The organism is Flavobacterium johnsoniae, assembly GCF_030388325.1.
In the GTDB taxonomy this organism is placed as follows: Bacteria; Bacteroidota; Bacteroidia; order Flavobacteriales; family Flavobacteriaceae; genus Flavobacterium; species Flavobacterium johnsoniae_C.
Genome location: NZ_CP103794.1, coordinates 1525007 through 1546572, shown reverse-complemented (window position 1 = coordinate 1546572; position 21566 = coordinate 1525007). Strand labels below are relative to the sequence as shown.

The following is a 21566-nucleotide window of genomic DNA, read 5'->3' as shown; positions in this document are numbered from 1 at the left end:
AAACAAGATATTGTATCTTTGTTTATAGGCAGCTTTTTTGTTCCATATTTTTTGATTAAAATTGCAGCTTTATTTTCCAAACAAAAAAAGCAATAAAATAAGGCTCTAAGTGCCTTTTTTACAAACATATATGAGTCTAGTAAAATTATCTATAAAAGGAATTTCATACAGTCAAACTCAAAATGGCGCTTATGCCTTAATTTTGAATGAAGTAGATGGCGAAAGAAAATTACCTATTGTAATTGGCGCTTTCGAGGCCCAATCAATCGCTATTGCTTTAGAAAAAGAGATAAAACCACCTCGTCCATTAACACACGATTTGTTCAAAAATTTTGCTGAAAGATTTGACATAGTAGTAAAACAAGTTATTATTCATAAACTTGTTGATGGCGTTTTTTATTCTAGTTTAATCTGCGAAAGAGATAAAATCGAAGAAATTATTGATGCGAGAACTTCTGATGCTATTGCGTTAGCATTGCGATTTAATGCTCCGATTTTTACCTATAAAAACATCTTGGATAAAGCCGGAATTTATTTAAAATCGAATACTGCCGAAACAGATTCTGGAGCTCAAGAAATTGACGATGTTCTTTCTAATCCTGAAACTTTCGGGCGTGAAGAAGAAAGCAACCAATCTGGCGACGTATATTCTAAACACAGTTTACAAGAATTAAACGACCTTCTTGATCAAGCAGTTTCTCAAGAAGATTACGAAAAAGCAGCAAAAATCAGAGACGAAATCTCGAGAAGATAAATTTTAATTTTATTATATAAAAGAAACTAATAAAAGTTCAAAATGAATTATAAATTCATTCTAGTTTTACTATTTATTATTTGTGGCTGTTCTAAAAAAACAACTCCACTTGAAGCATATAAAGAATTAAAAGAAAAAAGAACTCTTAGCACACATATTCCTACGAGTCCATTATCAATTAACGAAAATCATAAGTTTGAATTAAAAATTAGTGATTCAGTTATGACTTTTGGCGAAAAAGAAAAGATTTATACAAACTATAAAGGTTTTAATTTTAACTTAGAATCTAACAAAAAATATAAGTTAACCGTAAGTAGTATCTGTGATTGCTTTGGTTTTAAAAAATACATTTTTATTCCATTAGTAAGTATCCTAGATAGTAGTGGGACAACAATAAAAATGGAAGAATTGCCAGATACTTTTGATTATAAAAACGGACCTCTTTCATTAAACAAGACATGGATAATAAATAATTTCACAAGTGGGAATTACAAATTATATCTCGCTTCAAATAATATGATTTTAAATGAAAGTCTTTACAAATTTTTAACATCGCCAATTCCCATGACAATAAATATCAAAACATCTATTGGAGGGAAATTCAACATTAGTATTGAAGAAATAAAAGAAGACCTATGAAACAATATTTAGATTTAGTAAAACACGTTTTAGAAAACGGCAATCAAAAAGGAGATCGTACTGGAACCGGAACAAAAAGTGTTTTTGGTTACCAAATGCGTTTTGATTTAAGTGAAGGTTTTCCAATGGTTACAACCAAAAAATTACATTTAAAATCGATTATTTACGAATTGCTTTGGTTTTTAAAAGGTGATACAAACATAAAATATCTTCAGGAAAACGGAGTAAAAATCTGGGATGAATGGGCAGATTCTAACGGTGATTTAGGTCCAGTTTATGGACATCAATGGAGAAATTGGAATAGTGAAGAAATCGATCAGATTTCTGAATTAATTACCGAATTAAAGACAAATCCGAACAGCCGAAGAATGTTGGTTTCTGCTTGGAATCCTTCGGTTTTACCAGATACTAAAAAGTCTTTTGAGGAAAATGTAGCAAACAATAAAGCAGCATTGCCTCCATGCCATGCATTTTTTCAGTTTTATGTTGCCGCTCCAGATTTAGAAAAAGGAGAAACGAAAGGAAAACTTTCTTGTCAATTATACCAAAGAAGTGCTGATATATTTTTAGGAGTTCCTTTTAACATTGCTTCTTATGCGTTATTAACGATGATGATTGCTCAGGTCTGCGATTTAGAAGCGGGAGATTTTATTCACACGTTTGGAGACGCGCATATCTACAATAATCATTTTGAACAATTGGAATTGCAATTAACACGCGAACCAAAACCATTACCAAAAATGATTTTAAATCCAGAGATTAAAAACATTTTTGATTTTGATTTCAATGATTTTACCTTAGTTGACTATGATCCACATCCTGCCATTAAAGGAAGTGTTGCTGTATAAAAATAAAAAATCCGCTTAATAAGCGGATTTTTTTATACAACTAATACACTGTTTTCGCTACCAGCATAATCATTCCATTTGTAAAAGTCTGCTTCAGGATCATTTACATAGATGCCGTCAATTACGTATTTAAATTCATAAATCGCATCTTTAACCAAATCATAAGTCGCTTTAAAAGTACCGTTTTTCAACTTACTTAAAGCTCCTTCCTCAACATTCCAATTATTAAAATCTCCAACGACTGCTGCCGAATCAGCATCTTTGGCATCTATAGAAAATGTAACTTTACATACGGGTTTCGTTTTTACGAATTGCTTCTTTAAAGACATAACTATTTAGTTTTTAGATTTATATAATTAAAATTAATCAAAATCGACGAAACCTTCACCACTACACTATTCGATTTATCATAATATTAAAAACAGCAACTTATTTTAGCTTTATCTGTAATTTAAAGTGCTTAAAATTTTGCATTTCAAATTCACTGCGTTTTTAAAGGCAAATATTCTGTAGTCAAAATATTGACTTTCAAAAATAAATTTTAACTTTATAATCTCATTTTTATCTTATGGAAAAAGAAGTGCACGAACAATACGAATACGCTAGACGACGATTAAGACAAAAAAAAGTTTTATATCTTCATTTTGTTCTTTTCCTACTTGGAAGTTTATTTTTATTTATTGCCAATAGATTTTTTGGTTTTGGAGAAGGCACAACCCAAAATTGGTGTATTTGGGGTATAACAATCTGGCTTTTTATTTTTATCCTGCATTTTATTAAAGTTTATATCACAGACCGCTTTATGAATAAAAAATGGGAAAGAGAACAAATTGACAGATTAGTTGCTTTACAGCAAAAAAGAATTAGTCAGCTTGAATCTTCAATTGACCAAGAAAATCAGAATAAAATTTAGCATACGCAATACCATGATTATAATGATAGCGGCAGCTGCCGAAAATAATGCGCTTGGAAAAAATAATGAATTAGTATGGCACTTGCCAAATGATTTCAAAAGATTCAAATCTCTTACTACTGGTCATTATATTATTATGGGCAGAAAGACTTTTGAAAGTTTTCCAAAACCATTGCCTGATCGTACGCATGTTGTAATTACACGTCAGGAAAACTACAAACCAGATGGCTGTATTGTTGTTGATAGTATTGAAAAAGCAATCGCAATATGTCCTGAAAATGAAGATAATTATATTATAGGCGGAGGTGAGATTTACAATTTAGCACTTCCTTTTACAGATATAATTGAACTTACAAAGGTTCATCATACTTTTGAAGCAGATACTTTCTTTCCTAAATTGAATAAAAACGAATGGATTTTGGTAGAATCTGAAGAAAATTTTAAAGATGAAAAACATCTTTACGATTATACCTACGAAACATATATTAGAAAATAAAAAACATCCTCTTTTCAGAGGATGTTTTTAAAATGATCGATTTTTCTAACCGGACTCGTTCAAGAATTAGCTTTGTTAAAAATCACAAATGTTTAAAACACTTGATAAACTGAATAACATTTAATGTTAATTTGAGACCTAAATCTCAAAAAGCCTTTAATAACAAATACCACTAAGATATTAAAGGCAGAAAATTAAAATTTCCAAAAACAAATTTAATCCTAAGAACGTATTTTGCGCTTTAAAATTAGTATATCCCCCCAAAGAACAATACTATTCAAAACTTTTTCAAGAACAGATAAAATACCAGCACAAAAAAGTATTTATCTGATTTAAGTCATTGTTGGTTTATCAATCATTTAAAACTTAATCATTTTTACTTCAGCAAAGTTGTTCAAAATAGGAACAATGCACAATACCAACTTTTAGTGATTTTAGTAAAATACCTAGATTTAGGGATGCTTTTAAAAGCTTAAAAAAAATCCTTTTAAAACATTTAATTACTAAGCAAAAAACTCAATTACAGTTAAACTAGATTGTTTATATTTGCCTAAATAAAAAAAATGTCTGAAAAAATAACTCCGTATAAAGACTCTTCTTTAGGTAAAAAAGAGCAAGTAACCCAAATGTTTGACACCATTTCTGGGAACTACGATAATTTAAATCGTGTCATCTCGTTTGGAATTGATGTAAAGTGGCGCAAAAAAGTATTAAAAATAGTATCAGACAAAAAACCAAAAATCGTTTTAGACATTGCAACTGGAACTGGTGATTTAGCTATTTTATTGACGCAAACTAAAGCTGAAAAAATTATCGGTCTTGATATTTCTGCTGGAATGCTGGAAGTTGGAAAAAAGAAAGTTGAAGAAAAAAATCTATCTAATATAATTGAATTAGTTTTAGGCGATTCTGAAAATATGCCTTTTGAAGACAATTATTTTGATGCTATCACTGTTGGTTTTGGAGTTAGAAACTTCGAACATCTTGAAAAAGGTTTTGCCGAAATTTTAAGAGTTCTAAAACCTGGAGGTGTTTTTGTAATCTTGGAAACTTCTGTGCCAGACAAATTTCCGTACAAACAAGGTTACAATTTTTACAGCAAAAACATATTACCTCTAATTGGAAAATTATTTTCTAAGGATAATGACGCTTATGGTTATTTATCTGAATCTGCTGCCGCTTTCCCATATGGAGAAGCCTTAAACAATATTTTGAGAAAAACTGGGTTTATAGATGTTGTGGCAATGCCTCAAACTTTTGGTGTCGCAACAATTTATTCTGCATCTAAAAAATAGTATGAAAAAAGCTGTAATCTTATTTTTATTAGTCTTAAGTACAAAAGGATATTCGCAATTTGCTAAAAATTTATTTAGCAAAGATCCTATTATTAATCTTGAAAACTGGCAAAAGCAGCGCATCTACTTTGGCTATTATTTAGGCTTTAACAGTTTTGACTTTAAATTTGATTACAAAACTCCTGTTCCAGAAGATATTCAGGTAAAAAAAACGACCGGATTTAATGTTGGTGTTGTAGCCGATTTGAGATTGCAGGAATATATTAATCTTCGTTTTGAACCTGGATTGTATTACACAAAACGCGATTTATACTTTCCTGGCGTAGGCGCATTAGAAAGCGAATATTTAAGAGAAGTAAATAGTACCTATATTCACTTTCCGTTATTGTTAAAGTTCTCTGCCTTGCGTACAGGAAATGTTCGCCCTTATTTAGTTGGCGGTATGTCTACAACTTTAAATCTATCTAGTAATGCTAAATCTCAAGACGATAATTACCAGCAGAAATTTAGAGTAAAACAATGGACAGCCGCTTATGAAGTTGGTTTTGGAATTGATATTTTCACAGAATATTTCATATTCTCGCCTTCCATAAGAGGTATGTTTGGCATAACAGACGAGTTAATTCGTGACAATGTTACCCCAACTCAGCCAGTTAGTGCTTATACTGATAATATCGATTCGATGAAATCTAGAGCGATTTTAATAAATTTCACTTTTCATTAAAACAAAATCTTAACTATTTCGTTTAAATTCACTAAGAATAATTGCTGTTGCAGTAGCTACATTTAAACTTTCGGTTTTTTGTAGCTCTCCAAATCTAGGAATTGTTAGACGAGAAGTTACTAATTTTTCAATTTCAGATGATATCCCGTTGGCTTCATTACCCATTATAATGATTCCGTCTTGAGGTAAATTAGATTGATAAATATTTTCTCCGTCCATAAAAGTTCCAAAAACAGGCAGTTTGGTTTGCGATAGGAAAAGATTCAAATCAAGATAGTTAACATTTACTCTAGAAATAGATCCCATTGTGGCTTGAACTACTTTTGGATTGTAAATATCTACTGTTTCTTTTGAACAAATTACCTGTTTAATGCCAAACCAATCGCACAGGCGCAAAATAGTTCCAAGATTTCCTGGATCTCGAATATCGTCTAAAGCTAAAATCAGACCTGAATCGATAATTTTCTTTTCGGCTGGAATTTTAAAAACTGCTAAACAAGAATTTGGAGTTGACAAAGCACTTATTTTCTTAAGTTCTTGCTCATTAATTATAGTTCGTTTTGAAGACTGAACAGTTTCAAAATCATTTAATGTCGTATATAAATGTTCTAATTCAAAATTGGATTGCAGCAATTCTTGAATTACTTTTACTCCTTCGGCAAAAAATAATTGATTAACAAAACGCTGCTTTTTTTGATGTAAGCCTGAGATAAGCTTTATTTGGTTTTTACTAACCATAAAATAATGTACTTTTGAATTAAATATTTAACAACACTTGAAAAATAATTCCACAAAAATAATAGCATTTATTCTAATTGCAATATTAATTTGCGCTTGTAATGCCGTAAAAAGAGTTCCCGATGGAAAAAACCTTCTTGTAAAAAACAATATTTTGGTAAATGGAAAGTCGACAAATGATGAAACGGCTTCTAATCAAATGTATCAAAAACCTAACGGAAAACTATTAGGTTATAAGCTTCGTTTGAATTTGTACAATCTAGCCAATTTAAATCCAGATTCTACTTATCAGGCAAAATTCAAAAACAATCCTGGAAAATATGAGCGTATGTCTAAAATATTTTCAGCAAAACAGGTTGATCGTCTCGGACAATCATTCTATTACAAAGGAATTCATGAGTTTTTAAAAAGTACTGGTGAACCACCCGTAATTGTTGATACAGCAAAAACTAAAAAGTCATTATTACGTTTAAAATATTATTATTTCAATAATGGTTATTTTAATGTTTTAACAGATTATACCATTGATACTGTTGGCCGTAAAAGAGCTGCAATAAATTACAATATTACAACTGGACCTGCGTATAAATTAGACACTATTAGAACAAGCATCAAAACTCCAGCGTTAGATTCCTTATATAGAACCAATCCTGAACCTTCTTTATTAAAATCTGGAAATCAATACAAAACAACAGATTTTGAAGATGAAAAAAATCGTATCACAACTTATTTTAGAAATCATGGAGCTTATTATTTCCAGCCAACTTATGTAACTTTCGACATTGATACTATTGGTAAAAAAGCAAAAGCAGATGTAACTCTAAAAATTAGCGACAACACTATTCAAGGAAGAGATTCTAGCCGTACAGAGCCTTTTAAATTGTACACCATTAGCGATGTAAATATCTACACCGATTATTCGGCTGCAAATGCAAAAAAGAAACCAACGGATAGCACAACTTACAATAATTTCAATCTTTACAGTTACAATAAACTAAAATACAAGCCGCGCGCTATTACAGACGCTATTTTCATCACAAAAGGAAGCACTTTTGCTGACTTTAGAACTACATTATCTTCAAGATATTTAAACAATTTAAGGGTTTTTAATTATCCTTCCATTCAATATGAAGTCGACAAAAGAGATTCTACTGCGCAATCTCTTATTGCAAATGTTTATTTAACGCCAAGAAAAAAATACAGTTTTGGAGCTACTCTCGATTTAACACATTCGAATATTCAAGATTTTGGTATTGGAGCCAGTATTTCAGAAACTATTCGAAATGTATTTAACCGTGCAGAAACTTTGGAGATTTCAGCTCGTTTAAATGTAGGTTCATCTAGAGATATGGCGAATCCTAACGATAATTTCTTTAATGTTTCAGAATATGGTTTGGATTTAAAACTGAATTTTCCAAGAATTTTGCTCCCTTTTGGAACAGAGAAAATCATTCCGAAAAGTATGATTCCTTATACTTCTATAACTTCTGGTTTTTCTAAACAGCGAAATATTGGTTTGGACAAGGAAAATTTTACAGGAGGTATTTCATACAACTGGACACCAAAACGTCATAATACTGCAAAACTGGAATTATTAAACGCACAATTTGTTCGTAACTTAAATCCAGACAATTATTTTAGAGTTTACACTTCGTCTTATGATGACTTGAATAATATTGGTAAAGATTACAATCAAAAACCTATTAACTGGGGAGATACAGAAGAAGAACAAGCTAATAAAAATCTAAAAATACCAACAGGAACCGCAGGATTTACCAATGATGTTTTAACAAACACTACTGCTTTACAACCTGGCGACGCACAATATAAAGAAGTAGAAAGCATTGAAGAAAGAAGAGTTCGTTTGACAGAAAATGACTTTATCTTAGCGACTAGCTATACTTTCACAAAAACAACTAAAAAAGATCTTGCCGACAATAATTTTTATCAATTTAGAACAAAAATCGAATCTGCGGGAACCTTATTAACGCTTGTTTCTGAAATTGGAAATCTACAGAAAAACTCTAGAGGAAATTATGAGATTTTTAATTTAGAATATTCAGAATACGTTAAAACTGAGTTTGATTACATTAAACACTGGGATTTTGGAAAAGAAAAAGTTTTGGCGGTTAGAAGTTTCTTCGGGATTGCAATTCCTTTTGGAAATTCAAACTACATTCCGTTTTCTCGAAGTTATTATGGAGGAGGTTCAAACGACAACAGAGCGTGGCAACCTTATGCATTAGGACCTGGAAGCACAAATGCGGTAAATGATTTTAATGAAGCCAATATGAAAATTGCGGCAAGTATAGAATATCGTTTCAAAATTTTTGGAGACGTTAAAGGAGCACTCTTTGCAGATGCCGGAAATATCTGGAATGTGCTCGATAATGTCGTAGATCCGAAAGCAAAATTTGACAACTTAAACGATTTAGAAGAAATTGCTCTAGGTACAGGATTTGGTTTACGATACGATTTAAGTTTCTTTGTGATTCGATTAGATTTAGGCTTCAAGACTTATAATCCGGCGCATGAGAAGGGAGACAGATGGTTTAAAGAATACAATTTTGGTCATTCGGTTTTAAATTTTGGGATAAATTATCCGTTCTAATGCTAATTAATTCTTATTTTTGCAACCTAAAAACTAAAAACAACTATAAAAAAAATTACAATGGCACACAACATTAAACCAGGAGTAGCTACAGGAGATCAAGTACAAGAGATCTTTAATTATGCTAAAGAGAAAGGTTTTGCCCTTCCAGCAGTAAACGTTACTGGATCAAGCACAATTAATGGAGTTCTTGAAACTGCAGCGAAACTAAACGCGCCAGTTATCATTCAATTTTCTAACGGAGGAGCACAATTCAACGCTGGAAAAGGATTATCAAATGCAGGTGAAAAAGCAGCAATCGCGGGAGGAATCGCAGGAGCAAAACATATTCACACTTTGGCAGAAGCTTACGGAGCAACTGTAATTCTTCATACTGACCACTGTGCAAAAAAACTTTTACCTTGGATTGATGGTTTATTAGATGCTTCTGAAAAACACTTTGCAGAAACAGGAAAACCATTATTCAGTTCTCACATGATCGATTTGTCTGAGGAGCCAATCGAAGAAAACATCGAGATCTGTAAAGAATATTTAGCTAGAATGAGCAAAATGGGCATGACATTGGAAATCGAACTTGGTATTACAGGTGGTGAAGAAGATGGTGTTGACAACTCTGATGTTGATAGCTCAAAATTATACACACAACCAGAAGAAGTAGCTTATGCTTACGAAGAATTATCTAAAGTAAGCCCTAAATTTACAATTGCTGCTGCTTTCGGAAACGTTCACGGTGTTTACAAACCAGGAAACGTAAAATTAACTCCAAAAATCTTAAAAAATTCTCAAGATTTCGTACAAAACAAATTCAACACAGGACACAATCCAGTAGATTTCGTTTTCCACGGAGGTTCAGGTTCTACACTTGAAGAAATCAGAGAAGGAATTAGCTACGGAGTTATCAAAATGAACATCGATACAGATTTACAATTTGCATACACTGAAGGAATCCGTGATTATATGGTTAAAAACCTTGACTATTTGAAATCACAAATTGGTAACCCAGAAGGTCCAGATGCTCCAAACAAAAAATATTACGACCCAAGAAGATGGGTTCGTGAAAGCGAAGTAACATTCAACGCAAGACTTGAACAAGCTTTTGCTGATTTAAATAACGTAAACACGTTGTAATTAACAATTAACAATTGACAATTGATAATTACCTTATCAATTGTCAATTTTCAATTATCAATTAAAAATATGGCTTGGTTTAAAAGACAAGAAAAAGGGATTACGACCGCGACAGAAGACAAGATGGACGTTCCGAAAGGATTGTGGTACAAATCTCCTACTGGAAAAATTATTGATGCTGACGAATTAGCGAGAAATTTATTCGTAAGCCCTGAAGATGATTTTCACGTTCGAATTGGAAGCGCAACCTATTTTGAAATTTTATTCGACAACAACGAATTTGTTGAGTTAGATAAAAACATGACTTCTAAAGATCCTTTGCACTTTGTGGACACAAAGAAATATGCAGACAGACTGAAAGATGTAATGGAAAAAACTCATCTTAAAGACGCTGTACGTACTGGAGTAGGAAAATCTAAAGGAAGAGAACTTGTAATCTGCTGTATGGATTTCGCTTTTATTGGTGGATCTATGGGAGCAGTTGTAGGTGAAAAAATTGCAAGAGGAATTGATCACGCGATCAAAAACAAACTACCTTTTGTTATGATTTCTAAATCTGGTGGAGCTCGTATGATGGAAGCTGCTTATTCTTTAATGCAATTAGCAAAAACTTCTGTAAAATTAGCTCAATTAGCGGAAGCTAAATTACCATACATCTCTCTTTGTACAGATCCAACAACTGGAGGAACAACTGCATCTTACGCAATGTTAGGAGACATCAACATCTCTGAGCCAGGCGCTTTGATTGGTTTTGCTGGTCCTCGTGTTGTTCGCGATACTACAGGTAAAGATTTGCCAGAAGGTTTCCAAACTGCTGAGTTCTTATTAGAGCACGGTTTCTTAGACTTTATCACGCCAAGAAAAGAATTGAAAGATAAGATCAACTTATATATCGATTTGATTCAAAATAATGATATCAGAAAATAGTTTTAAAACTGTTTTTAAAAACAAAAAATCCCAAGAAATTGCTTCTTGGGATTTTTTTTGTTTTAAATACATGTGTCGTTCCTACGTAACTTCTGACTGCGTAATCTTATCCCTTCAACGGAATAAATTCCGTTGCTACAAAACGACTCATTCCTTCGGAATTATAGATAGAAATCCAATTAAAAGAAAATAAGATTAAAGGAATTCGACTAAAGTCTCTTTCTATAATCTTAAAATAAATCTCCAGCTAAAGCTGGAGGCAATTCATCAAAAATTTCAAATTTAGTTGAAACAGCACTCCAAAGCTTAAAAACCTTTGCAACTTTGCCTCTCTGAACCTTTGCTGCAAAAAAACTTAGCATCTCAGCATCTTCAGAACCTTAGCATCTTTTAAAAACCTACATCCCCGTTCTAATCGCTTCAACAGGATCAAGATTTGCAGCAGAAATTGCAGGTAGAATTCCTGAAACCAAACCAATAAAAGCCGCCAAACCAGTTCCTAAAAGAATATTTCCTAAGCTTAATACAAACTCAAAGTCAAGCAACTTCGTTAAGGCAAATGCAATTCCCCAAACCATTAAAAGCCCAATAATTCCACCAATAACAGAAAGAATTATGGCTTCAAACAAAAATTGAAATAAAATAAATTTATTTTTTGCACCGAGTGATTTCTGAATCCCGATAAGATTGGTTCTTTCTTTTACCGAAACAAACATAATATTCGCAATTCCGAATCCGCCAACAAGAAGAGAAAATCCACTGATTATCCAGCCTACCACATTCATCTGACCTAAAATTCCGTCTATAAAATCGGTAAATCCAGAAAGCACATTGATAAAGAAATTATCCATTTCTCCAGCTTTCATTCCGCGAATTGCTCTTAATTTCTGTGCAACTTCCGCTTTGTAAGCTTCCATATCCACGCCTTTTTCTGGCTTTAATACAATTACAGGCGTCATCGCATCGCTGTCGCCATACATTCTTCTTAAAAAATTAGCCGGAAGATAAACAGAAGTATCATTACTATCTCCAAAAAATCCCGCACCTTGTTTTGCAATCACACCGATAACGGTAAATCGCTGACCGTATAAACGAATATTTTTTCCAAGCGGATCGCTCGTACCAAAAAGACCTTCGGCAATGTCGTAACCTAAAACAATAACCGCAGTTCCCGAGTTAGATTCAGATTCATTATAAAATCTTCCTTTATCAAAACTTAACCCGTCAATATCGACCATTTCGCTTGACGATGGAATAATATTTACATCGCTGACTGTTTTAGAATCGTATTTTAAACTTTCTCTATTTACAAAAAGCTGGTATCCTACTTGATCGGTATTATTCATAGAATTTTTCAAGCCTATATATTCATCGTACTTTACATTTGGGAATTGCTCACGTTTCCATTGCGGAATATCAGATGGCCCGAAGCAGAATTTCATTAAATAAATTGTATTTTTATCTAAGCTGCTTAAATCTTTCGAAATCTTTTTGTCTAAAGAATCAACCGCCGCCAAGACTGCAATAATTGAAAAAATACCAATAGTTACGCCTAATAAAGACAACAAAGTTCTCAATTTATTATTTCGCAAAGCATTAATGGCGAAACTCAAACTTTCTTTTAATAATCTAAGATAAACAAGCATATTTTCGTATTTTTCAATAAAGTAAAATTCAATAATTTAAATTCAAAAACCTAATAAAAGTTAACTTACTCATCAGTAGATTTTTTTAGCATTTTGTTACACTAATTTCTTTAAAATAATATATAAAAAAACTACTTTTGCAGTCTCAAAATCATAACTACACAATGAGCACAACAAAAAAAATACAATCAGCATTAATTTCTGTTTTTTCTAAAGATGGATTAGAACCAATTGTTAGAAAATTACACGAACAAAATGTAACACTTTACTCAACTGGAGGAACAGAAGATTTTATTAAAAACCTTGGAATCCCGGTGGTTCCTGTTGAAGATATTACTTCATTTCCTGAAATTCTTGGAGGAAGAGTAAAAACTTTGCACCCAAAAATTTTCGGTGGAATTTTAAATCGTCAGGACAATGAGAGCGATGTTCAGCAAATGAAAGAATTTGACATTCCTCAAATTGATTTGGTAATTGTTGATTTGTATCCTTTTGAAAAAACAGTTGCTTCTGGCGCAAGTGAACAAGATATTATTGAAAAAATTGACATTGGCGGAATTTCATTAATTCGTGCTGGTGCAAAAAATTTCAAAGACACGGTAATCGTAGCTTCTGTAAACGAATACAGCATGCTTTTAGATTTGATTACAGAGCAAGACGGTGCAACAACTTTAGAAAACAGAAGATTGTTTGCTACTAAAGCATTCCACGTTTCATCTCATTATGATGGAGCAATTTTTAATTATTTCAATACAGACGAAACTATTTACAAAGAAAGTATTGCAAATGGTCAAGTTTTAAGATACGGTGAAAATCCTCACCAAAAGGGATTCTTCTTTGGAGATTTTGACGCGATGTTCAACAAAATTCACGGAAAAGAATTATCATACAACAATTTACTTGATGTTGATGCCGCAGTTAACTTAATTGCTGAATTTAAAACAGACGGACCAACATTCGCAATTCTAAAACACAATAACGCTTGCGGATTGGCTTCTAGAAAAACAATCAGCGAGGCTTATCTTGCCGCTTTAGCTTGTGATCCTACTTCTGCTTTTGGAGGAGTGTTAATTTCTAACACAAAAATTGATTTAGAAACGGCACAAGAAATCAACAAATTATTCTGCGAAGTGGTTATCGCTCCTGCGTATGATGATGAGGCTGTCGCGGTTTTACAAGAGAAAAAGAACAGAATCATTTTAGTTCAAAATGAAGTTGAATTACCAGCTCGCCAAGTAAGAACTTGTCTTAATGGTTTGTTAATTCAAGACAGAAATAATATTACGGATAATAAAGAGCATTTAAAAACCGTTACAATAACAGAACCTACTGCACAAGAGATCGAAGATTTGATCTTTGCTTCTAAAATCTGCAAGAATACAAAATCAAACACAATTGTATTTGCTAAAAACGGAACATTGATTTCTTCTGGTACAGGTCAGACTTCAAGAGTTGACGCTTTAATTCAAGCTGTTGACAAAGCAAAAGCTTTTGGATTTGATTTGAATGGAGCTTCGATGGCAAGTGATGCATTTTTCCCATTTCCGGATTGTGTAGAATTAGCTAAAAAAGCGGGAATAACTGCTGTAATTCAGCCAGGAGGTTCGATAAAAGACGAATTAAGTATAAATTATTGCAATGAAAATAATCTTGCAATGGTATTTACAGGAACTCGTCATTTTAAACATTAATTTGTTTAACTTTGTTCAAAATAATTTATAACATTTTAAACCCCTAAAAAACTTATGGGATTTTTTGATTTCATGACTGAGGATATTGCAATAGACCTTGGTACCGCAAACACTTTAATCATTCACAATGATAAAGTTGTTATTGACAGCCCCTCTATCGTAGCACGCGACAGAGTTTCAGGCAAAATCATCGCTGTTGGTAAAGAAGCCAACATGATGCAAGGTAAAACGCATGAAAACATCAAGACCATAAGGCCTTTGAAAGATGGTGTAATTGCCGATTTTGATGCTTCTGAAAAAATGATCAATATGTTCATTAAGAGTATTCCAGCATTAAAAAAGAGAATGTTTACTCCAGCTTTAAGAATGGTAGTTTGTATTCCGTCTGGAATTACTGAGGTTGAAATGCGTGCAGTAAAAGAATCTTGTGAAAGAGTAAACGGAAAAGAAGTTTACCTTATTCACGAACCAATGGCGGCTGCAATCGGTATTGGAATCGACATCATGCAACCAAAAGGAAACATGATTGTTGATATCGGAGGTGGTACAACTGAAATCGCTGTAATTGCATTAGGCGGAATTGTATGTGATAAATCTGTAAAAATTGCGGGTGACGTTTTCACGAATGATATCGTTTATTATATGCGTACACAACACAACTTATTTGTTGGAGAAAGTACTGCTGAAAAAATTAAAATTCAAATCGGAGCGGCTATCGAAGATTTAGACGGACCGCCAGAAGATATGTCAGTTCAAGGTAGAGATTTGCTTACTGGGAAACCAAAACAAGTTGATGTTTCTTACCGTGAAATTGCAAAAGCATTAGATAAATCTATTCAGCGTATCGAGGATGCAGTAATGGAAACATTATCTCAAACTCCGCCAGAATTAGCAGCAGATATCTACAATACTGGTATTTATTTAGCAGGTGGAGGATCTATGTTAAGAGGTCTTGACAAACGTATCTCTCAAAAAACAGATTTACCTGTTTATATTGCAGAAGATCCGTTAAGAGCTGTTGTTCGCGGTACAGGAATGGCACTTAAAAACATTGCAAAATTTAAAAGTATCTTAATCAAATAAGATTCAAAATAACAATCAATTTACTTTTATGAGGGTTAAATTTTCAATATTTAACCCTTGTAAAACTTGAAACCTTAAAGCATATCCTGAAACAAAATAACCAGACAAGAAATGCAGCAAATATTTAATTTCATTATAAGAAACAGTAATCGATTGCTGTTTTTGCTGCTTTTAGGTATTTCGTTAGGACTCACTATTCAGTCCCATTCCTTTCACAGAAGCAGAGTAATAAACTCAGCCAATTTTTTAAGTGGCGGTGTTTATGAAAAAATCAATCGTGTTAATGAATATTTGAATTTAAGAGCTGAAAACGACGAACTTGTACTTGAGAACGCAAGATTAAAAAGTCTTTTATTCAATAAAGAAGACACTACGAAATTACCTTTACCAGATACTATCAAAGGTGTAAAACCTGCTGATATTATTGTTTCAAAAGTGATTCACAACACATACAGCACTCACGAAAACTTTATCACTTTAAATTCTGGAGCTAACGAAGGCGTAAAACCAGATATGGGAGTAATAAACAGTTTAGGAATTGTTGGTATTGTTGACAATACTTCACCAAGATATTCTACTGTGATCAGTATTCTGAACATGAAATCTCAGATTAACGCCAAGTTAAAAAAATCAAATCATTTTGGTTCTTTAACATGGGATGGAAAAAGTACTGGATTTGTACAATTGAAAGACGTTCCGAGATTAGCGTCAGTTAGAAAAGGAGACACTATTGTAACTGGAGGTCAATCTGTAATTTTCCCTGAAGGAATCAATATCGGAACTGTTGAAACTATTTACAGAGAAACAGAAACAAGTTTTTATGTTATAAAAGTGAAATTATTTAATGACATGACAAACTTAGGACACGTTTATATCATTAAAAGCAAGGATAGAGAAGAACTTATTAATTTAGAAAAAAAGGAAAAAGATGAATAGCGCAGTGTTAGGCAATATTTTTCGATTTATTATACTGCTGGCGATTCAGATTGTTATTTTCAACAATATGAATTTCTTAGGATACATAAGTCCTTTTCCATATATCTTATACATAATTCTTTATCCTGTAAATAGCAATAAAGCAGGTCTGATCATTTCGAGTTTCTTACTTGGATTAACTATGGATATGTTTTGTAATTCTGGCGGAATACATGCCACTGCCTGTGTTATTTTAGCGTATTATAGGCCCTATATTTTTAAATTTTCATTTGGACTGAGTTACGAATATCAAACTATTAAACTAAATGAATCTTTAACACCAGAACGTTTTTCGTTTATATTGGTTTCGGTTTTAATGCATCATATTGTATTATTTGTTCTAGAAGCATTCCAGTTCAAATTTATCTGGGACATTTTACTCCGAACCTTATTTAGTTCTATTTTCACGATAATCACTTCCATAATAATAATTTATCTTATTAAGCCCAATAAACGATGAGAAAAGTTCTGCTGCCCACTATAATTATTATTGCAGCATCTTTGCTAGTGATCAGAATCTTTTACCTTCAAGTTATCGATGATTCTTTCAAACTGAAATCAGAAAATAACGCGATAAAAAAAGTTTATGACTATCCCGAAAGAGGTTATATTTATGATCGTAACGGCAAACTTCTTGTTGCAAATCAAGCTTCTTATGATATTATGGTTATTCCGAGAGAGATTAAAGATGACCTTAATATAGCTGAATTCTGCGCACTTTTAAATATTACTCAAGAAGAATATCACAAACGTATTGAAAAAGCAAAAGTTTACAGCCCTAGACTTCCTTCTGTTTTTTTATCTCAGTTGAATAAAAATGAATTTGCTGCTTTTCAGGAAAAAATCAGAAAATACGAAGGTTTTTATTTCCAAAAAAGATCTCTACGTGATTATGAAGTAGATTATGGAGCAAATATTTTCGGTTTTATCACTCAGGTAAACGAAAAACAGATTGCAAAAAATCCGTACTACAATAGTGGTGATTTAATTGGAAAACAAGGTGTAGAACAAAGCTACGAAGAAACTTTACGCGGAATAAAAGGTGTAAAATATATTCAGAAAGATAAATACAACCGAGAAATTGGTCCTTATAAAGAAGGAAAATACGATACTATTGCCGTTGCCGGAGAAGACATTAATTTAACGATCGATGCTGAACTTCAAAAATATGGCGAAGAATTGATGATCAACAAAAGAGGTGGAATTGTTGCTATTGAACCTAAATCGGGTGAAATTTTAGCACTTGTTACCGCTCCTTCTTACGATCCAGGAATTCTTGTTGGACGTCAGAGATCTAAAAATTACACGCTTTTATATTACGATTCGATTGCAAAACCATTATACGACAGAGGATTATTAGCAGAATACCCTCCAGGTTCACCATTTAAAATTTTAACTGGTTTAGTTGCTCTTCAAGAAGGCGTTGTAAACGAACAAACCACTTTTATGTGTCATCATGGTTTCAGTTATGGTGGTGGGCGATTTATGAAATGTCACGGATTTGGACCTCATCAGTTGCATAACGGAATTTACAACTCTTGTAATACTTATTTCGGACAAGCTTACATGCTTACAATTAACAAGTATAAAGATCCAGGCAAAGCTGTAGATGTTTGGAGTGATCACGTAAAAAGTTTTGGTTTAGGACAATTTATGGGCTATGATTTACCTATTGGAAAAAGAGGTAATATTCCAACTTCTAAAACATATAAGAGAATTTATCCTAACGGAGGATGGAGAAGTTCTACCATTGTATCGAATGCAATTGGTCAGGGGGAGGTTTTGATGACTCCTATCCAGTTAGCCAACATGATGGCAACAGTTGCTAATCAAGGTTACTATTATACTCCTCATATCATTAAGAAGATTGAAGGAGAAAAAATAGACGAAAAGTTCACTACAAAACATGTTACTTCAATTGATCAAAAATATTTTCCGCCTGTTATCAGCGGATTATTTGATGTATATAATAAAGGTACAGCTTATGCTCTTAGAGTAGAAGGAATTGATATTTGCGGAAAGACAGGAACTGCTGAGAACTATGCGAAAATAAACGGTAAAAGAGAGAAACTAAAAGATCACTCAATTTTCGTAGCTTTCGCACCAAAAGACAATCCAAAAATTGCAATTGCAGTTATGATTGAAAATGGAGGTTTTGGAGCAACAGTTGCTGGTCCGATTGCAAGTTTAATGATTGAAAAATATTTAAGAAAGAAAATCACACGAACTGATTTAGAAGTAAGGGTATTAAACAAAAGCTTACTTTCTGAATATGCTAAATTGGGCGGAATAAGCGCAGCTCTTAAAATCGAGTCTGTTCCAAAAGACTCTGCTTTACAGGCCAAAATTGTAAAACCAAAAGCGCCAATTACAACCGCACCAAAAACTGAAGTTAAAAAAACAGCAGTAGACACTACTAAGAAAAACTAAGAAAGATTATTTCAAATGAAGAATCAAAGTGTAAAAAATAATATTGATTGGATAAGTGTCTTTATCTACATTGCGTTGGTAACTTTAGGCTGGCTGAATATTTATTCGTCTTCTTTATTGTCAACAGATGGAACTTATCAAAAGCAATTAATCTTTATTTGCTGTACAATTCCTTTGATATTTGTCGTACTTTTTGTTGATGGTAAATTCTACGAAAAATATGCTAGTATAATATTTGGAGTTTCTTTACTTTCTCTTGCGGGATTATTTCTCTTTGGAAAAACAATTGCAGGACAACGCTGCTGGTATGCTATCGGAAGTTTTACTTTACAGCCATCTGAATTTGCTAAAGCGGCAACTTCTTTAGCTTTGGCTAAATATTTAAGTGACACGCAGATTAATTTAAAAGAAACCAATAGACAGATTCAGGCGTTGGCAATTATGCTTTTACCTGTAATGTTGATTCTACCACAGCCAGATCCTGGGAGTGCTTTAATTTATAGTGTTTTTATACTTGTACTTTATAGAGAAGGTTTACCTTCTTGGTACGTATGGACCGCTTTTATCACAATTGTATTATTCGTCCTTACGTTAGTTTTAGAACCTTATGTTGTTATCGGAATTGCATTTGTTGTATTAGCTATAATTCACTTCAAAGGCAGAGTTGTTGACAGAAATATAATATTGAGTGGTATTCTTTTGGTTTTAATGTCTGGATTTGTTTTTTCTGTTGATTATGTATTTGATAATGTTTTCAAGCAACACCATAGAGATCGTTTCAATATTTTATTAGGTAAAACGGTCGATATGAAAGGTATTGGATACAACACCAATCAGTCTGAAATTGCGATTGGATCTGGTGGATGGATTGGAAAAGGTTTTCTTGAAGGAACTCAAACAAAAGGTGGTTTCGTTCCAGAACAACATACCGATTATATCTTTACAACTGTGGGTGAAGAATGGGGATTTGCGGGTTCTTTAACTGTTATTGCTCTTTTCGTTGGATTATTACTTAGAGTAATTTATTTAGCAGAAAGACAAAAAACAAAATTCAGCCGAGTTTATGGGTATTGTGTCGCCGGAATTCTCTTTATACACTTCTTTGTAAACATTGCCATGGTAATTGGAATTTTCCCAACAATTGGAGTTCCTCTGCCCTTCTTTTCATACGGAGGATCTGGCCTTTGGGGCTTTACAATATTGTTGTTTATCTTCCTTAAAATGGATGCCAATAAAGTGAATGAATGGTAAGATTTAAAATTGATAATTGATAATTGATAATTGATAATTGATAATTGATAATTGATAATTGTTAATTGTTAATTATACTTTTGAAATTTTTATTCGAATTAAATAGAATAAAACCATTCCTACATAATAGAATTTTATTTGAATGAATATATGCAAATAAAAAAGTCCGAAGTTCTAAACTTCGGACTTTTTTATTTTAATTTCTATTGATATTTTTTATATCTGCTCGTTTGGTCTCTTTTTTAACAGCTTTAATAATACTGGGAATGTTGAGATTACGATTATAATTATAATTATGTATTCAATGTGTTTTTTCAAATCTATTCCTTGCTTTAAGAAAACACCGTACAAATAGTGCCCTGCAAAAATCAATATAAATGACCAAAGGAAGGAACTTAAGATATTATAAAACATAAATTTCTTTTTGTCCATCGAAACAATTCCTGCAACGATTGGAGCAAATGTTCTAAAAATCGGAAGAAATCTTGCGTAAATAATTGCTTTTCCTCCATACTTTTCGAAGAAATCTTTCGATTGAAGAAGGTATTTTTTCTTAAACCAAAATGTGTCTTCTTTTTTGAACAAATAATAACCGCTTTTTGCTCCAAACCAATAACCTGTCATATTTCCTAAAACTCCCATTATAGCAACTGCAGTTGCAAGCAAAAAGACATTTATAAAGTCGTTTGGAATAAATAAAACATTTTCAATTAAATCACGACTGTAAATCCCTGCTAAAAAAAGCAAACTATCTCCAGGCAGAAAAAAACCTGCAAAAAGTCCTGTCTCAGCAAAAACTATAAACAGCACAATAAACAACCCAATCTGAAAACCTCCGACACTTAAAGTAATATAAAATTCAGGGTTTAGTAACTGGGTCCATTCAAAATTATTCATAAAACGAGATTGGTTATCTTTATAAGTTTGTGAAAGTAACAATAATTTACCTTAACCGCAATAAAATGCGGTATTTTAAACATAAATTAACTATTAAAAAAAGCCCAAACTAAATGTTTGGGCTTTTACAAATATTATTCTCTTACATACTTGCAACAGCTATGTAGATTATCATAATCTTCTGTTGTCGCTTTAACTTCCTTAGTATCATGACCTACTTTGGCAATTGCTTTGTTTAAATCTAAAGGAGTGGTCTTTTCTTCATTCAAAATAACAGAAAGCTGATGTGAGCTAATATCCCAACTAGCCGTTTTTACACCTGGAACTCCGTAAGCAGCTTTTTCGATTCTTTTTTTGCATTGCTCGCAGTTACCGTTTACTTCTGTCGTATATTTTAAATTTTTATTCTTTTTAGCTTGAGTCTGAGCCTGAACTGAAAACCCAAAAAGAACAACCATCATGATTAAAATTATCTTTTTCATATTATTAATTTTTATTGTTATTGAAATTTATTTTTGAA

At 32.5% G+C, this 21566-nt stretch carries 21 protein-coding genes; 16 read left to right on the top strand and 5 right to left on the bottom strand.

All coding sequences use genetic code 11. The features are described 5' to 3' along the window. The first annotated feature begins 130 nt into the window (after nucleotides 1–130). Genes NYQ10_RS06905 through NYQ10_RS06895 form a run of 3 tightly spaced genes read left to right on the top strand, consistent with a single transcriptional unit; the run spans nucleotide 131 to nucleotide 2241 of the window. Nucleotides 131–754 (top strand): bifunctional nuclease family protein, encoded by a 624-nt coding sequence (locus NYQ10_RS06905; RefSeq protein WP_289879472.1) that lies wholly within the window; start codon nucleotides 131–133, stop codon nucleotides 752–754. A gap of 42 nt (nucleotides 755–796) precedes the next feature. Continuing rightward, nucleotides 797–1393: a hypothetical protein gene (locus NYQ10_RS06900; RefSeq protein WP_289879471.1), complete on the top strand. Its 597-nt coding sequence runs from the start codon at nucleotides 797–799 to the stop codon at nucleotides 1391–1393. After that, complete coding sequence (locus tag NYQ10_RS06895; protein WP_289879470.1) at nucleotides 1390–2241, top strand: thymidylate synthase; 852 nt, start codon at nucleotides 1390–1392, stop codon at nucleotides 2239–2241. Before NYQ10_RS06900 ends, NYQ10_RS06895 begins: the two co-directional genes overlap by 4 nt. Before the next feature lie 32 nt (nucleotides 2242–2273). Here the strand turns inward: NYQ10_RS06895 and NYQ10_RS06890 are convergent, their stop codons facing one another. Further along, nucleotides 2274–2570: an isoamylase early set domain-containing protein gene (locus NYQ10_RS06890; protein ID WP_184157978.1), complete on the bottom strand. Its 297-nt coding sequence runs from the start codon at nucleotides 2568–2570 to the stop codon at nucleotides 2274–2276. Nucleotides 2571–2809: 239 nt separating this feature from the next. On the opposite strand from NYQ10_RS06890, the gene NYQ10_RS06885 reads away from it, so the two are divergent. The 4 genes from NYQ10_RS06885 (at nucleotide 2810) to NYQ10_RS06870 (ending at nucleotide 5669) form a co-directional block, all read left to right on the top strand. After that, nucleotides 2810–3154: a 2TM domain-containing protein gene (locus NYQ10_RS06885; RefSeq protein ID WP_276175383.1), complete on the top strand. Its 345-nt coding sequence runs from the start codon at nucleotides 2810–2812 to the stop codon at nucleotides 3152–3154. Nucleotides 3155–3167: 13 nt separating this feature from the next. Then, nucleotides 3168–3650 carry a dihydrofolate reductase gene (locus NYQ10_RS06880; RefSeq protein ID WP_289879469.1) on the top strand — a complete coding sequence of 161 codons (483 nt, stop codon included), beginning with the start codon at nucleotides 3168–3170 and terminating at the stop codon, nucleotides 3648–3650. A 563-nt stretch (nucleotides 3651–4213) separates the two neighbouring features. Beyond that, the gene (gene ubiE / locus NYQ10_RS06875) at nucleotides 4214–4945 is read left to right on the top strand and encodes a bifunctional demethylmenaquinone methyltransferase/2-methoxy-6-polyprenyl-1,4-benzoquinol methylase UbiE (RefSeq protein ID WP_276175387.1); all 732 of its coding nucleotides are present in this window, start codon (nucleotides 4214–4216) and stop codon (nucleotides 4943–4945) included. Between the two features lies 1 nt (nucleotide 4946). After that, the gene (locus tag NYQ10_RS06870; RefSeq protein ID WP_289879468.1) at nucleotides 4947–5669 is read left to right on the top strand and encodes a porin family protein; all 723 of its coding nucleotides are present in this window, start codon (nucleotides 4947–4949) and stop codon (nucleotides 5667–5669) included. A 9-nt stretch (nucleotides 5670–5678) separates the two neighbouring features. Here the strand turns inward: NYQ10_RS06870 and NYQ10_RS06865 are convergent, their stop codons facing one another. Then, nucleotides 5679–6407, bottom strand: a complete 729-nt coding sequence (locus NYQ10_RS06865) for an RNA methyltransferase (protein WP_289879467.1) — start codon at nucleotides 6405–6407, stop codon at nucleotides 5679–5681. Between the two features lie 37 nt (nucleotides 6408–6444). Here NYQ10_RS06865 and NYQ10_RS06860 point away from each other — a divergent pair, with 37 nt between their 5' ends. The 3 genes from NYQ10_RS06860 to accD all read left to right on the top strand — a co-directional run bounded on the left by NYQ10_RS06860 (nucleotide 6445) and on the right by accD (nucleotide 11073). Then, nucleotides 6445–9018 (top strand): BamA/TamA family outer membrane protein, encoded by a 2574-nt coding sequence (locus NYQ10_RS06860; protein ID WP_289879466.1) that lies wholly within the window; start codon nucleotides 6445–6447, stop codon nucleotides 9016–9018. Nucleotides 9019–9078: 60 nt separating this feature from the next. Next, a complete protein-coding gene (gene fbaA, locus NYQ10_RS06855; RefSeq protein WP_012023542.1) occupies nucleotides 9079–10146 on the top strand; it encodes a class II fructose-bisphosphate aldolase in 1068 nt (355 codons plus the stop codon). Between the two features lie 69 nt (nucleotides 10147–10215). Beyond that, the gene (gene accD / locus NYQ10_RS06850; RefSeq protein WP_008466538.1) at nucleotides 10216–11073 is read left to right on the top strand and encodes an acetyl-CoA carboxylase, carboxyltransferase subunit beta; all 858 of its coding nucleotides are present in this window, start codon (nucleotides 10216–10218) and stop codon (nucleotides 11071–11073) included. 398 nt (nucleotides 11074–11471) lie between these two features. Here accD and NYQ10_RS06845 read toward each other — a convergent pair whose 3' ends face one another. Further along, nucleotides 11472–12719, bottom strand: coding sequence for an ABC transporter permease (locus tag NYQ10_RS06845; protein ID WP_289879465.1), 1248 nt, complete (start codon nucleotides 12717–12719; stop codon nucleotides 11472–11474). A gap of 164 nt (nucleotides 12720–12883) precedes the next feature. On the opposite strand from NYQ10_RS06845, the gene purH reads away from it, so the two are divergent. The 6 genes from purH to rodA all read left to right on the top strand — a co-directional run bounded on the left by purH (nucleotide 12884) and on the right by rodA (nucleotide 20149). Then, nucleotides 12884–14410 (top strand): bifunctional phosphoribosylaminoimidazolecarboxamide formyltransferase/IMP cyclohydrolase, encoded by a 1527-nt coding sequence (purH, locus tag NYQ10_RS06840; protein ID WP_289879464.1) that lies wholly within the window; start codon nucleotides 12884–12886, stop codon nucleotides 14408–14410. Between the two features lie 54 nt (nucleotides 14411–14464). Continuing rightward, nucleotides 14465–15493, top strand: coding sequence for a rod shape-determining protein (locus tag NYQ10_RS06835; RefSeq protein ID WP_008466528.1), 1029 nt, complete (start codon nucleotides 14465–14467; stop codon nucleotides 15491–15493). A gap of 111 nt (nucleotides 15494–15604) precedes the next feature. Continuing rightward, nucleotides 15605–16429 carry a rod shape-determining protein MreC gene (mreC, locus tag NYQ10_RS06830; protein WP_289879463.1) on the top strand — a complete coding sequence of 275 codons (825 nt, stop codon included), beginning with the start codon at nucleotides 15605–15607 and terminating at the stop codon, nucleotides 16427–16429. Then, the gene (locus NYQ10_RS06825) at nucleotides 16422–16928 is read left to right on the top strand and encodes a rod shape-determining protein MreD (RefSeq protein ID WP_276175395.1); all 507 of its coding nucleotides are present in this window, start codon (nucleotides 16422–16424) and stop codon (nucleotides 16926–16928) included. Before mreC ends, NYQ10_RS06825 begins: the two co-directional genes overlap by 8 nt. Then, a complete protein-coding gene (gene mrdA / locus NYQ10_RS06820; protein ID WP_289879462.1) occupies nucleotides 16925–18898 on the top strand; it encodes a penicillin-binding protein 2 in 1974 nt (657 codons plus the stop codon). Before NYQ10_RS06825 ends, mrdA begins: the two co-directional genes overlap by 4 nt. A gap of 15 nt (nucleotides 18899–18913) precedes the next feature. Then, nucleotides 18914–20149: a rod shape-determining protein RodA gene (gene rodA / locus NYQ10_RS06815; protein WP_289879461.1), complete on the top strand. Its 1236-nt coding sequence runs from the start codon at nucleotides 18914–18916 to the stop codon at nucleotides 20147–20149. Between the two features lie 216 nt (nucleotides 20150–20365). Here rodA and NYQ10_RS06810 read toward each other — a convergent pair whose 3' ends face one another. Together NYQ10_RS06810 and NYQ10_RS06805 are read right to left on the bottom strand one after the other, a co-directional pair. Further along, nucleotides 20366–21046, bottom strand: coding sequence for a DedA family protein (locus NYQ10_RS06810; protein ID WP_276175398.1), 681 nt, complete (start codon nucleotides 21044–21046; stop codon nucleotides 20366–20368). A gap of 134 nt (nucleotides 21047–21180) precedes the next feature. Beyond that, complete coding sequence (locus NYQ10_RS06805; protein ID WP_289879460.1) at nucleotides 21181–21528, bottom strand: heavy-metal-associated domain-containing protein; 348 nt, start codon at nucleotides 21526–21528, stop codon at nucleotides 21181–21183. Nucleotides 21529–21566: the final 38 nt, after the last annotated feature.